General features: G+C 58.6%; 12 protein-coding genes. 3 read left to right on the top strand and 9 right to left on the bottom strand.

Going from position 1 to position 13,826, the window contains the following annotated elements; all coding sequences use genetic code 11:
* Positions 1-13: 13 nt before the first annotated feature.
* The 4 genes from BLR97_RS06415 to BLR97_RS06400 all read right to left on the bottom strand — a co-directional run bounded on the left by BLR97_RS06415 (position 14) and on the right by BLR97_RS06400 (position 4,156).
* Positions 14-445 (bottom strand): nuclear transport factor 2 family protein, encoded by a 432-nt coding sequence (locus BLR97_RS06415; RefSeq protein WP_089703645.1) that lies wholly within the window; start codon positions 443-445, stop codon positions 14-16.
* A gap of 44 nt (positions 446-489) precedes the next feature.
* A complete protein-coding gene (phrB, locus tag BLR97_RS06410; protein ID WP_089703642.1) occupies positions 490-1,902 on the bottom strand; it encodes a deoxyribodipyrimidine photo-lyase in 1,413 nt (470 codons plus the stop codon).
* Positions 1,903-1,967: 65 nt separating this feature from the next.
* A complete protein-coding gene (locus tag BLR97_RS06405) occupies positions 1,968-2,888 on the bottom strand; it encodes a MerR family transcriptional regulator (RefSeq protein ID WP_170832989.1) in 921 nt (306 codons plus the stop codon).
* A gap of 203 nt (positions 2,889-3,091) precedes the next feature.
* Positions 3,092-4,156, bottom strand: a complete 1,065-nt coding sequence (locus BLR97_RS06400) for an NAD(P)/FAD-dependent oxidoreductase (RefSeq protein WP_089703637.1) — start codon at positions 4,154-4,156, stop codon at positions 3,092-3,094.
* A 157-nt stretch (positions 4,157-4,313) separates the two neighbouring features.
* Here BLR97_RS06400 and BLR97_RS06395 point away from each other — a divergent pair, with 157 nt between their 5' ends.
* Positions 4,314-5,234: a TIGR01777 family oxidoreductase gene (locus tag BLR97_RS06395; RefSeq protein ID WP_089703634.1), complete on the top strand. Its 921-nt coding sequence runs from the start codon at positions 4,314-4,316 to the stop codon at positions 5,232-5,234.
* Here the strand turns inward: BLR97_RS06395 and rapA are convergent.
* Positions 5,231-8,176, bottom strand: a complete 2,946-nt coding sequence (rapA, locus tag BLR97_RS06390) for an RNA polymerase-associated protein RapA (protein WP_089703631.1) — start codon at positions 8,174-8,176, stop codon at positions 5,231-5,233. The two genes, BLR97_RS06395 and rapA, sit on opposite strands and share 4 nt — an antisense overlap.
* 113 nt (positions 8,177-8,289) lie before the next feature.
* A complete protein-coding gene (locus BLR97_RS06385; protein ID WP_089703915.1) occupies positions 8,290-9,093 on the bottom strand; it encodes a redoxin family protein in 804 nt (267 codons plus the stop codon).
* 65 nt (positions 9,094-9,158) lie between these two features.
* Here BLR97_RS06385 and BLR97_RS06380 point away from each other — a divergent pair, with 65 nt between their 5' ends.
* Entirely contained in the window at positions 9,159-9,395 is a 237-nt protein-coding gene (locus tag BLR97_RS06380; protein ID WP_089703628.1) for a hypothetical protein, read from the top strand.
* 104 nt (positions 9,396-9,499) lie between these two features.
* A complete protein-coding gene (locus BLR97_RS06375) occupies positions 9,500-10,711 on the top strand; it encodes an ABC transporter substrate-binding protein (RefSeq protein WP_089703626.1) in 1,212 nt (403 codons plus the stop codon).
* A 65-nt stretch (positions 10,712-10,776) separates the two neighbouring features.
* Here BLR97_RS06375 and BLR97_RS06370 read toward each other — a convergent pair whose 3' ends face one another.
* The 3 genes from BLR97_RS06370 to BLR97_RS06360 are packed head-to-tail and all read right to left on the bottom strand — an operon-like array spanning position 10,777 to position 13,809.
* On the bottom strand, positions 10,777-12,087 hold the full coding sequence (locus BLR97_RS06370) for a branched-chain amino acid ABC transporter permease (RefSeq protein WP_089703624.1): 1,311 nt from the start codon (positions 12,085-12,087) through the stop codon (positions 10,777-10,779).
* Positions 12,087-13,088, bottom strand: coding sequence for a branched-chain amino acid ABC transporter permease (locus BLR97_RS06365; RefSeq protein WP_089703622.1), 1,002 nt, complete (start codon positions 13,086-13,088; stop codon positions 12,087-12,089). Before BLR97_RS06365 ends, BLR97_RS06370 begins: the two co-directional genes overlap by 1 nt.
* A gap of 16 nt (positions 13,089-13,104) precedes the next feature.
* Positions 13,105-13,809 (bottom strand): ABC transporter ATP-binding protein, encoded by a 705-nt coding sequence (locus BLR97_RS06360; protein ID WP_089703620.1) that lies wholly within the window; start codon positions 13,807-13,809, stop codon positions 13,105-13,107.
* Between the last annotated feature and the right edge of the window lie 17 nt (positions 13,810-13,826).

Here is a 13,826-nt window from a genome sequence, read left to right as displayed (position 1 = left end):
TGCAAGGTGATGGTTAACCAAGGCGCTGCTTTAACCAACGAATGGCGCGGCCCATCAGTGGTAAGTGCTCATACAGCATGGCCCCGGCATCGAAGTAGTCGCGGTGTCGCAAGACGCGTCCGTCTTCAGCAAACGTCAATGCGCTGCAGCCTTCTACGTCAATCGAACGACCGCCGGCCAAGCGGGGATGTGCGAAAGTCATGGTCCAGGTGACAAAGGCCTGATTACCCTGTTGCTGTCGTGTGTGATAGACGAACTGACAGCGTTCAACGTTTTCGTACATCGCGGCAAAATAGGCTTCCAGCGCGCGTCGCCCTTCAACGTGATGCAGCGGATCGCTGAAAACAATATCTTCAGTATATACCTCGTATAGCTTTTCTGTACAGGTATTGTCTAGTTTATTAAAGAAGGCGCAAAAATCTTCCAGTGCCTTGCCCTGTGACATGACGACTCCTTTAAGCGGTTAGTTGGTAGCGGATGAACGAAGTGTCAGTTTGACAGTGCTTTGAAGGCCTCAAGCGCCCGCTGACGCGCTGCTTTGTGATCGACGATGGGAGCGGGGTAGTCAAGCTTGGTGAGCATATCGCGAGGCGGTGCATGGCGGGCTTTAGCCGGCAAAGCCGCAAGTTCGGGTAACCAATGGGCGATAAACTCACCGTCGGGGTCAAAGCGCGTCGACTGGGTGGTGGGATTAAAAATACGAAAATACGGCGCGGCGTCGGTGCCAGTCGAGGCAGCCCATTGCCAGCCGCCGTTGTTGGCGCAGAACTCCCCGTCCACCAAGTGGCGCAAAAAGAACGCCTCGCCCCAACGCCAGTCGATCAGCAGGTGCTTGCTTAAAAACATCGCGGTGACCATGCGCAGCCGGTTGTGCATCCAACCAGTGGTGACCAGCTGGCGCATTGCGGCATCGACAAGCGGGTAGCCCGTGCGGCCTTCACACCATGCTTGAAAACCGTCATGGTCATCACGCCAGGCAAGTTGCTGGGTGTGGGCCTGAAACGGCTGGTGGCGGCATACCTGGGGAAACCCGACAGCCACGTGTTGGTAAAACTCCCGCCAAATAAGCTCGCTTACCCAGGTGGTCAGGCCTTTATCGCCATCGGCTAGGTGGCCGTCGTTCTCGCCCATGACCGCCTGAAAACACTGGCGAGGCGATATCATTCCCAGCGCGAGGTAGGGCGAAAGCTCGCTGGTGCCGCGCACCTTGGGGAAGTCTCGCTGGGCGTTGTAGTGGCGTCCGCGAAAGCGTAAAAAACGCTCCAGACGATCACCGGCGGCTTGCTCGCCTGCGGGCCACTGTTGTTTATCAACCGGCGACTCATCGAATGAGGGCAGCGCAGGCAGCGGGTCGCTGTTGATGGCCAGCGGCGATTGCACGTCCGGCGTGTCTCGCAGCGCTAATTGTTCTGGCGTGATGTGCTTGTGCCAGGCGTTGGAAAACGGCGTGAAGACGCCGTAATAATCGCCCTTACCGGTTAATAGCGTACCTGGGGCAAAGGCCACGCCATCGTGATAGCCGTGGGCGGGTATCTCCGCCTGTTTAAATGCGTTGATGACTGCATGGTCACGGCGCTGCTCGTTTAGCGGGTATTCGACATTGAAGTGAAGCTGGTCAATGTGGTGCTCGCGGGCGATGTCCAGCAAGGTGGCCGGCGCTTCGCCAAAATGGTCGATATCGCGATGCAGTAGCGTAATGTTGAGGCCGTCTAGCGATTCCTTGACCGCCGCCACGCCGCGCGCCCAAAAGTCGATTTTATTGATGCCATGGCCATGGGCCTGCCACTGAGGAACCGTGCGGAGAAACACGGCGATCACCGGGCCTTTTGCCGCGGCGGCGGCGAGCGCGGTGTTATCGTGGATACGCAAGTCGTTGCGTAGCCAAACCAACTGTCGTGACATGGAGTCTCCTACAGGGCGATTAACCAGCGGGTAGCACCGCCGCAACGGCGGTGACAATTAGCGTGTCAAAGGACGCCCGATTCGCGTAGCAACGGACGTAAGCGGGCAATCGCTTGGGGTAAATCGTCGCCCAATATATGCACCGACGTATCGCGCAGCTCGCCGTCGCGAAGACGAGCCACTTCGCCGCATACGCCGATGGGCACGTTCAAGGACGCAGCAGCGTCGGGCAGTGCCTGGCGTATATAGGCGTCGGCTTCCCGTTGGCCGCTGGATAGCAGCACCATCGACGAATGCAGCCGCGCGACGGCTTGGGGGAGGTCTTCAAGCGGCAGCGAGTGATCCAAGAGCTGTACGCGGTAGCCTTGCTCGCTGGCCATTAGCGCCGCCATCAATACCCACAGCGGGCCCGGGTCATCGGGCATCACATTGAGCAGGATTAACGGACCGCGAGTAGCTTGGTTGGCGTAATGTAAGCGGATGCCGACCTGGCTGCGTAAAAACGCTTCAAAAGTGCGGCGGACAAGCTCATCGGGCTGAACCGCCCATTTGGCTTCCAGGGTTAACACAACGGGCTGCCATAGCTCGTTGATGGCGGCGCTCAACGGATAAAGTGCCAAACTTTGGTGATAAAAGGCTTCCAGTTTGGGCAGGTCGAGTGCCTCGATTATCGCCTGTAATTGCTGGCGCTGGCTTTCCCAATCGCCGGCGTTGGGGGCAGGGGCCTCAACGGTGTCGGGCTGGTCGAGCAGATCGGCCACTTGGCTAACGGGTACACCGCGATTAAGCCACTGCAAAATGCGCTCAATACGGGTGATGTCATCTTGGGCATACAGCCGGTGCCCTTTAGGGGTGCGCTGGGGACGAATTAAACCGTAACGTCGCTCCCAGGCGCGCAGGGTAACCGAATTCACACCCGTCAGGCGGGATACTTCCCGAATGGGATAAAGGGGGGTATCGGGTGGGTGGGTCGCCTTATTGCTCATGGGCGCCAGTGCCTCTTAGTTGTATGCGGAGCCATACCGCAAGGGCCTATCGTTGATTGCTGCGGCAGGCAATGTGGTTTGCTATCCATAGCAATTACCTAATATTTTATTAACTGATTCGTAATATTGAATGACTAACGCTCCTTTGTACAACTTGTTGCCCCAAGGTACAACCTTTGCATCCATCGCGTTAAGTACGCGAATCAGAGGCCCATCTGAACCGACCGATCTACTAGCGCCTGGGCTAATTGAGTGCCCGAGCACCACGCCGACTCCACGCGGCTGGCGGTGAAGCTATCGCCGCACATCGCCAGGCCGTTGTCATTGTATAGGTATAGACGCGTATCGGTGGCGCTTGGCTGGGCATAGCGCCATCGGTGCGCGCCGCAAGCAACGCGCTCAGGTAGCGCGGTGCCATCAGGATAAAGCGCGATGAAAGCCGCCCATAATGAATCGGCCACCGCCGACGGCGATTGCTTTAGGTGAGTTTCACTCCAGTCTAAGTGGGCGAGCAAACTCAGGCTTTCGGGCTGCTGTTCGCGCCCCGGTTTGGTCTGGTTACGCGACACTAAGCGCAGTGCGGTATGCTCAATGCGGGCCATTTGCCAGTCGTTTAGCCCACCCGGAGGTGCTGGCAGCGGGCCATCCAATATGGCCCACGCCGCCCAACAGCTGCGCTGGGCACGCGCGCGGCAAGCATCTGCCAGGATGGTATCCCAGGGGGCCACCAGCGGTAGCGTTTGCGGCGGCGGCGTGGTGAACACAACGTATTGATAGGGGCCGAATCGAGTACCATCCGCGTCGCTGAGCTGCCAACCGTTGGGTAGGCGTTGCAACGCATCAATGCGCGTCTCAAGCTGGAGTGAGGCATACGCGTGTGCCTGAAACGTGTCCGCTAAGTAACGGTTGATAGCGCTCATTCGCGGCACCCCGGTATAGCGGGCTTGTGTATCGTGATGCAGTTGCCAGCCGTTTGGGCTAGCCTGATAGCTAACGCTCGGCCAGCGGGCGACGAGCCCCCGTTCGACCCAGGTAGTCAGCGCGCGCTGAAAGGCCGGATCCCGCGCAGTAAAGGCTTGGGCGCCTAAGTCCAATTCAGCCTGGGCTAGACGCTTGGTTGACATTCGACCGCCTGGGCCGCGTGCTTTATCAAATAAACTAACCGCTATGCCCTTTGCCGCCAGCGCGTTGGCACAGGCAAGCCCGGCCATGCCGGCGCCGACAACCGCGATCTCAATGGGGGGCGTTTTGCGCTCAGTGGTGATCATGGTCGCGCCTCAAGACGTCTAGCCCAGCGTGAAGTGAAAGAATTCAGCGCATTTATGTACGTTTTATATTGTATGTAATAGTTTTGTATAAATATAGGTGGATTTAAACCATTACGAATAGCGTATCTTGTATGCCAATACCAAAGGGAGAAACACCATGCGGGTATTAGTGACCGGTGGCAGTGGTTTTGTGGGCCAACGGCTCTGCCCTGCGTTGATAGCGCAGGGGCATGAGGTGCAGGTGGTTTCCCGTACGCCCCACAAAGTTCGTGATCGTCTGCCCAGCGAGTGTGATATTCGTGACAGTGCCCAGGCATTTATCGACACCCCACCCGAGGCACTGATTAACCTGGCGGGCGAGTCGATTGCCGCCAAGCGCTGGAGTGACAGTCAGAAAACGGCGCTAATCCGCTCGCGGGTCGAGATGACCGAGCAGCTGGTATCGCTGTGCGAGCAGCTCGGCGAGAATGGTCAGCCGCTACCCAAGGTAGTAGTCAGCGGTTCAGCGATGGGCTACTACGGCGATCAAGGCGATCAGCGGGTCACCGAGGAAACCCAGCCCCACGATGAGTTTGCCCACCGGCTGTGTGCCCAGTGGGAGTCGGCCGCTAAGCCGATTGAGGCGATGGGCGTGCGCCTGGCGATTATCCGTATTGGGCTGGTGCTGGCGGCGGGGGGCGGCACACTGCAAAAGATGTTACCGCCGTTCAAGCTGGGGTTAGGTGGCCGCTTTGGCGATGGCCGACAGTTTATGCCCTGGATCCATCGCGATGATCTGGTCAATGCGATTATCTTTTTGCTCAACGACTCGTCCCTGTCGGGTGCATTTAACGGCAGCGCGCCGCATCCCGTGACCAACGCTGAATTCACCAAAACACTCGCCCAAAAGCTTCACCGCCCGGCGATATTTCCGGTGCCCGCCTGCGTATTGAAAGCGGGACTGGGGGAGATGTCTCAGCTACTGCTAACCGGCGCCGACATGCGTCCTGAACGCCTTGTTGAAGCCGGTTTTAGCTTTACCTATCCAACACTCGACAAAGCGCTCGAGGCGATTCTTGAGTCTAAACAGGACGCCTAGGCGTTTGGGTCAACGGTGATAATCACCCGTACGGCATCCAGCCGCAAGCGGGTGTTTTCAATGGCGTCGCTGAGCGCCTGGCGCTCGTTTTTCAGGGCGTCGAGTTCTTCGTTGCGCACCGACGGGTTGTGTTCCGCCAGGGCCGTTAAGCGGGCTAACTCCGCATCCAGCTGAGTGCGCATGCGCGCTTCGGCGGCTTCCACAATACTCGGCAGCTCACGATCCGCTTCGTTTTCCCCTTGGGTGAGCATCTCGCGAAGCTGGTCGTGCCGATTCTTGATCAAGTCACGCGCCAGGGATTTATTGACCTTTTGCAGGTTTTTGCCCAGGCCGGTAAACGAGATTTTACCGGTGAGGTTGGCGCCGGATTCATCCAGCAGCACGCGCACGGCGGTGGGCGGCAGGAAGCGGTTAAGGTGCAGCGTTTTGGGCGCAGGGCAATGGGTGCGGAACACCAGCTCGGCCATTAGCCGCCCGCCGGGAATCGCCGGGTGGCCTAATAACGCGAGAGCGGTATTACCCATGGTGCCGTCTAAAATGCGCCCCATCATTTCACGTAGCAGCGGGTGTTCCCAGGAAAGCCGCTGAACGTCATCCCGGGCGAGCGCTTGGTGGCGATCGTAGGTCGCTGAAAAGCCTTCCTCGCCTTTCACCAATCCCGGCAGGCCATCGAGCATGTGCTGGCCGGGCTGAAGATGCAGCAGGCCGTTGCCGATCTCTTGGCTATCCACGCCAAAAATATCCAGTGCGCGCTCTACATAGCGCGGTAGCGCGGTGTCGTCGTCCAGCTCGCGCACGGCCTCGATGACCTGCTGAGCCCGCGCCGGGCGGCAGGCGTTGAGCTCCAGCAGGCGGTTACGGCCTGCGTCCCGCTCGGCCAGTTTGGCGATAAACATCTCGCGGGTCTCGCTGATGATTTCGTCGAGCATGGTGTCATCCAGCAAGGCATCGGCCAGCGCATCGCCAAAGGCATCGAACAGGTCGCTGCCAATGCTGTGGGGCGCGCTGAACGCATCCATGCCTTCGTGATACCAACGCAGTAGCCGTTCGCCGGGGCTGCCGGTGAACGTGGGGACATGCATCTCGATGGCGTGACGTTGACCGATCCTGTCGAGGCGGCCAATGCGCTGCTCTAACTGGTCGGGATGCTGGGGCATATCGAACATCACCAAGTGGCGGCAGAACTGGAAGTTGCGCCCCTCGGAGCCGATTTCTGAGCACACCAGTACCTGGCAGCCGTCTTCCTCGTCGGCAAACGCTGCGGCGGCACGATCCCGCTCGACCAGCGATAAGCCTTCGTGGAACACCGGTGCCTGATAGCCACCCAGCACGCGCAGGCCTTCGGCCAGCCCTTCGGCGGTTTCGCGGTGGTGGGCAATCACCAACACCTTGTCGTTGGCAAAGCCGGTCTCGCTATCGTCGCTGAGCTTCTCCAGCAGCCAGGTGACCCGCGGGTCGATGTGAAACCAGGGTTCGCTGTTGAGCGGGTCGTCGCTGAGTTCGCGGTAGGCGGCATCCGGGTAGATCAACACATCTGGGTGATCCATGCCGGTTTCGATCAGCAGTTCGTCGAGGTAGTCGTCGTCGCGCTCTAAGCGGCGCAATATGCGTCGATAGGCGGGAGGCAAAGCCAGCGCGTTGAGATGCAGGCGCCGCTCGGGGAAGCCGCCCACGTGGCGGCGGCTATTGCGGAACATCACCCGCCCGGTGCCGTGGCGGTCGAGTAGGGCGTCGCGCAGTTGGGCGCGAGCCGCGTCTTGTTGCTCAGTGCTGGCTTCCGGGTTGCATAAAGTGGCGAGTAGCGCCTGGCTGTCGCGGTCGTCGGCGACGGCCTCAATATGTTCGCGGGCCTCGATATTCGCGGGCAAGGCGTCAAGTGCGTCAATGGCGCCGGCCACCGCACTATAGTGGCGTTCTTCGTCTTTGAAGCGGGCAATGTCGTGGTAGCGCTCAGGATCAAGCAGGCGCAGGCGGGCAAAGTGGCTTTCGATGCCCATTTGTTCGGGCGTGGCGGTCAACAGCAACAAGCCGGGGATATTGGCCGCTAGCTGCTCTACGCACTGATAGCCCGGGCCGCTGCCTTCGTTGCTCCAGTCCAAGTGGTGGGCTTCGTCAACAATCAGCAGGTCGAAGTGGCTGGCCTGCGCCTGGGCCTGGCGGTGGGCATTGGCGAATAGCCAGCCTTGGCTGGCCAATATCAGCTGGGCGCTTTCAAAGGGATTATCGCTGCCGTGGGCCTCGCTTTGCTGCTCGTCTAGCAGGCTTACGTTGAGCGAAAAACGCCGCAACAGCTCCACCAGCCACTGGTGGGTCAGGCTATCCGGCACCAGTATCAGCGCTCGTTCTACCCGACCCGCCACCAGCAGGCGGTGCAGAATCAGTCCGGCTTCAATGGTTTTGCCCAGCCCCACTTCGTCGGCGAGTAGGACACGCGGCGCATGGCGGCGGGCGACTTCATCGGCGATATACAGCTGGTGTGGAATCAAATCGATGCGTGGCCCGGCAAAGCCCAGCGCGCTGTGCTGTTCGATGCGCTGATGATGATGCAGAGTGCGAAAGCGCAGGTCGAACCAGTCGTTGCGGTCAACTTGACCGGTAAGCAATCGGTCGCGGGCCTGATCGAACTGCATGGTATCGGCAAGCTTGGTTTCGGGCAGTTCACGTCGCTGGCCCTGGTGATCTTCGCCAACGTAGGTAATCAGGTCGTCGGACATTTGACTGTCATCGACGATCATCTGCCAGCCATCGGCCGACACAACGCGGTCGCCACTGCCGAACATCACGCGGGTTAACGGGGCTTGGCGTGTGTTGTAGGTGCGGGTTTCCTGGCTGGCACTGAACAAAATGGTAACGCTGCGGGCGTCGCAGTTAAGCACTGTGCCGAGCCCAAGCTCGGCTTCGCCGTCGCTAATCCAGCGTTGGCCGGGGGAAAAATCGCTCATGATGCCTCGAGGAAGTCTGCAAAACGGGTCGTAAGCTGCCGACAATGGCGACCGGCAGCAATAGGGCGGGCGATTCTAACGTAAAGGCGCTGGGGGATTAAGGTGTATTGTCGTTAATCGTCCAACCATTGTTGCAATTGGGCGTGGGTCAGCTCGCCAACGTGGACATCCAGGGCGTTACCGTCGCCATCAAACAGCACGGTGGTGGGTAGCCCAGGCGCTTCCACTATCGACATGAGCATTTGCTTGGGGTCGCGTAGCGCGTAGCGAAAACGAAGCTGGTACTCGTCCAGATAACGCACGATGGGCAGCAGGTCTTCGCCTTGATTGGCGACCACGACACCCACCCCTTTACGCTGGTCGGCCTCGGCTAACAGCGGCATTTCGCGCAGGCAAGGCGGGCACCAGGTTGCCCAGAGGTTGACGATAATCCGGTCGTGGTCGTCAGCAAGCGACGGCAAATGAACCGGGTTGCCGTCAATGTCTTCGAGCGTTATGTCGGGCAGGCTCTTCACGCTGAGATCGCTGCCCAGCGGCGCCAGTGTTACCAGTACCAGCCACAGGCTAGAGGTTCCCACCAGCAGCGCCATGGCGCCACCCATGGCTATTAGCCGGGAGCGTAGCGACCAGAGCGTCCACACCAACCCCGCGGCCATGCCCCAAAGCCCGTGGTAGCCAGGCTGCCAGATTTTCAGCGCTGCCAGTGGGGCGACGCTGTAGCTGTCGATATGCAGCACCACATGGCCGAATCGGGCTGCCAGTAGCCAAACGACCACTAGGCCTAAAAACCAGCGTTGATGCTTGGCTGAGGGGAGGCTCAGCAAATACCGGGTACTGACCAGCAGCGCGATCGCGCAGGCAATGGCATAAAGGCGGGGCAGTGAAATCAATAGAGGGCCAAGGGTAATCGCGTTCATGGTTTTCCCGTTGAGCAGGTACACTGGCGCACCATACCATGGAGCCGGCCATCACGGAGACACCTATGCCCCACGTTGCTTTTGATAAACTTCGCGCGCTCGCTATTGGTTCGCAGGCAGTAGGTCTGGCGATCATCATCACGCTGGAAACCTATCTGCACGATGCAGCACGCCCCTGGCAGGGGGTCGTCTTTGCGGCGATGCTGTTATCAGCGTTGACGATTGCCCTGGTGCGGCTTTATCGGCGCAATTTATCGCGCAAGCGTTGGGCCGAGCGCGTCAAGGATGAAAACGAGACCTAGCGTTGGAAACCGTTGCTTGTATTTTTAGCGTTCCAGTTCCAGATTAATAGCAGACCCCAGCATCTTGATGGGGCGCTAAAATTCGACAGGGAGCGATTAATAAAATGATGAATAAGCGCATGATAGCCACGGCTGTGGCCGTCTCTTCCTTGGCATTGGCGGGTGCGGCCCAGGCTGAGGTCAAAGTGGGCTTTTTGGGTGGCTTTACCGGGGGGATTGAGAGTTTAACGCCGCCGATCTTTGATGGCGCACAGTTAGCGGTGCAGCAGATTAACGAGCAAGGTGGCATTCTCGACGGTCAAACGTTGGCAATGCCGTCGGGTGATACGACCTGCTCTGACGCATCGGCTGCTTCGAACTCGGCGGATCGTATGGTCAACACCGAGAATGTCACGGCTATTGTCGGGGCGCTATGCACCGGTGCGACTATCGCGGCGGCTAATAACGCGGCGATTCCTGGTGGTGTGGTGATGGTGTCGCCGGCGTCTACCGCACCAGCAGTAACCGAGCTTAACGATAACGACCTGGTGTTCCGTACCGTCCCGTCAGATGCTTTCCAGGGTGAAATGCTGGCCAAGCTGCTGATCGATAAAGGTATCGATGAAGTCGCCGTGACGTTTGTGAATAACGATTACGGTCAGGGGTTATCTGATGCGTTTGCCAACACTTTCAAAGCCGAGGGCGGCAGCGTAGTGGAAAGCTTGGCTCATGAAGATAACCGTGCCGACTACCGTTCGGAGCTGGGCATATTGTCGTCAACAGGGGTACAAACCTTGGTGGTGCTAGCCTACGCTGATACGTCGGGCCAAACCGTATTGCGCCAAGCAGCGGAAAGCGGCGTATTTACCCAGTACGTAGGGGCCGATGGCATGGTGGGTAATAGCCTCGTCGAAGCCGTGGGGGCCAATGTGTTAGACGGCATGATTGCGACCCGCCCAGGCAGCCCAGACCTGCCCGGCACCGCTATTTTCACTGAGGCCGCCGAAGCTAACGACGTTGATCCTGACGCTGTGTTTGCTGCTCAAGCTTACGATGCGGCGTTCTTGCTGGCGCTGGCTATCGAGCAAAACGGTAGCGCTGAGCGGGAAGGCTTGTCTGAAGCATTGCGCGCGGTGGCAAGCGAACCGGGCGAAGTCATTTTGCCGGGCGAGTGGGAAAAGGCCGTTGAGCTAATTGCCCAAGGTGAAGAGATTAACTACGAAGGGGCTTCAGGTCGCCATGAGTTTGACGACAACGGCGACGTACCCGGCACCGTCGTGGAAATGACCGTTGAAGATGGAGAATTTAAACAGGTAGGTGAGCTAGCGGAAGACTAAGTGCGAGGCGCTTAACCAAGACCTGCACCCGCCCCAGCCAAGCGCTGGGGCGGTTTTTTTGGGAGTTAATCGTGCTGTTTAATATGCTCTGGCAACAGCCCTTTGGGAGCGAAGCGCAATACCAGTGTGACGAGTATGCCAATCACCATCACTCTTGCCTGTAGCGCACGGCTGTCGATAGTGCTGGGGGCTTGCCAATCAAAAGCAAAGGCGCCGAAGGCCACCGCAAGATCCATTAAATATAGCGCCAACGGTTCCGACATAATCCAGATAATGTAGACCGCGACGGCGCCGAAGATGGTGCCGAGGTTGTTACCCGGCCCGCCCAGAATCACCATAACCAACACCAGAAAGGTATGGTTTAGCGGTAAGTAACCGTTAGGGTCGAACAAACTGTTGAAGCTGGCGAGTATTCCACCGCCGACGCCCATCAGAATGCAGCCCAGCACGAAAATCTCCAGGCGTCGCTTGTTGATGTCTTTGCCCATGGCGGCCGCCGATACTTCATTATCGCGAATGGCGCGGATCATACGCCCCCAGGGGGCATGGTAAGCGCGGTGAAGCAGGAAGAAAATCGCAGCAATAATCACCGCCGTCAGCGACAGGTATATCGCCCGCGAAAGGGTGAAGCCTAATGTTTCGGGGCCGGGCGTTGGCCAGGGTAGCGGCGAGACTGTGGCGGTGCCCCGGGTCAGCCAGTCGGAATTTTTCAAAAAGGCTTTGATGATCTCGGCGATACCCAGGGTGGCGATGGCGAGGTAATCGCTGCGCAAGCCCAGGCACACGTTGCCGATAAAATAGCCGACCACACCCGCTAAAGCTCCGCCGACGATCCAGCCTGTCCAGGGCGGCAAACCCAGCCCGCCAATAAAGCCGGCCTGGGACTCAATCTCAGCGGTAACGTCGCGCAACAGGCTGATGACCACCATGTACAGCACAATGGCTAGCACCACGGCAAACACGGTGCGGACTCGCTTGGGCACGCCCAGTCGGTTCAGCTTGGTTGCCGCCACCACCAACAGCGTCGCGCCGATCGCGTAAAGCAGCACTTTGCCTAGCTCAGCAGGTAGCTCACTGCCCCAAAACGCCTCGTTGACCGGCACGCTGAACAGCATGGCGCTCACGCCTCCCAGGGCAACGAACCCCATGACCCCGGCATTGAACTGACCTGCATAGCCCCATTGAATGGTTAGCCCCAAGGCTAGGATGGCGTAACACGCGGCCTCTACCAGCATGCGCGTGCTGTAGGCGGCGCCCATCATCGCGTATACACCCGCAATCGCAATCAGCAGCGCGCCAAATAGGCACAGCTCACGCAGCGGTAGACTCGATGTTTTAGGCGTTGCATCCTGCGGAGTGTAATTGTTATCAGCCATCAGATCACCTTACCTTTAAAGATGCCGGTAGGCCGCCAAATCAGGATGGCAACCAGTATGAAAAACGGCACCACAATTTTGTACTCGGTTCCTACGAAGGCCAAGTTGGACGGCAGCTCGAGCCATGTGGGTAAGCTGTCGCGGAAGGGGCGCAGGAAAACGCCCCAGTTAAACACCGCGAGGGTTTCGGCAAACGCGACCACGAAGCCGCCAGCAACTGCACCGAAGGGGTGGCCGACGCCGCCGACGATCGCCGCCGCAAAAATGGGCAGCAGCAGGAAAAAGCTCAGGTCGGGTTTGAAGGTCACATCCAGCGACAGCAAAGTGCCGGCAATGGCCGCAAGCCCACCGGCGATCACCCAGGTCACGGCAACAATGGTATTGGTGTTGATACCCGACGCTTGCGCCAGTTCAGGGTTGTCCGACATGGCCCGCATGGCTTTGCCGAGTCGCGAGCGGCTTAAAAACAGGTGCAGGGCAATCACCGCCACCAGCGTAATGGCGAACAAATAAATTTGCGGCTCGGTAATCACGATGGGGACGCGGACATTTTCAAACGGCAGCATGCGAAAAATCGCCTTGCGGTCGTCAACGTACAGGCCTTGGCCGCCGGTACCGGAAAACAAGCGAATCATCCCCTGCAGTATCAGCGTGACCCCCAAGGAGGCGATGACCATCACGATGGGCTTGACCCCGTGGGCGCGCAACGGCTTATAAAACGCTTTATCAATACCCACGGCGAGGCAGGCGGTTATCACCATGGCCACCGGCAGCATCACCAGCGCAGTGGGTACGCCGATGCTCATCCCGACGCTTGGAAACGCTGTGGTAAGAACCAACACCATAAACGCCCCGAAGGTCATGATGTCGGCGTGGGCAAAGTGGGCGAAGCGCATAATGCTGAAAACCAGCGTGACGCCGATCGCCCCAATGGCGTAGATGGCGCCGGTGACGCTACCGGCAATCACCACGTTGTTAATAAAGAAAACCAGTTCATTCACGTTAGTGTCCCCTGGGCTATCCGCCCAAAAAGCTTTTAGCTACGTCTGGATCGGCAAGGAGTGCCGCGCCAGTGTCGGTAAAGCGGTTTTGGCCTGCAGCGAGCACAAAGCCTTTATCGGCAATGGCAAGTGCTTGCTTAGCGTTTTGTTCTACCATCAAGATGCCGACACCCGCGGCGTTGATGTGCTTTACGCGGTCAAATATCTCGTTCATATATAACGGCGAAAGCCCGGCCGTTGGCTCGTCGAGCAGTAGTAGGCTTGGCTCTGCCATTAGCGCACGCCCCATGGCGACCATCTGGCGTTGACCACCCGACAGCTCTCCGGCTGGTTGATGGCGTTTTTCCTGCAAAGGCGGAAAGAACTCGTAGACCTGGCCCAGCATGCGCTTAACATTCTGCGGTTTTAGGAAGGCCCCCATTTCAAGATTTTCCTGAACCGTCAGGCTGGGAAAAACGTTTTTTTCTTGGGGTACAAAGCCCATACCGCGCTCGACGAGTTGGTTGGTTGGCAGGTTTTGAATCGGCGCGCCGTTGAGCAGAATATCACCCTGGTTGACATGCAGCAGGCCGAAGATCGCTTTAAGCAGGGTCGACTTACCCGCCCCGTTGGGGCCGACAATCACGCCTACTTCGTGTGCTTCCAGTGCCATGTTCACCCCGTTGAGGATGTTCATACTGCCATAGCCGCCATAGACGTCGCGTGCTTCAATTAAGGGCATGAGGAAAAGTCTCTGTT

It is taken from the genome of Vreelandella arcis (assembly GCF_900103865.1).
GTDB lineage: Bacteria > Pseudomonadota > Gammaproteobacteria > Pseudomonadales > Halomonadaceae > Vreelandella > Vreelandella arcis.
Note: the sequence above shows the minus strand (reverse complement) of the source record. Positions and strands in the feature narration are given on the sequence as shown.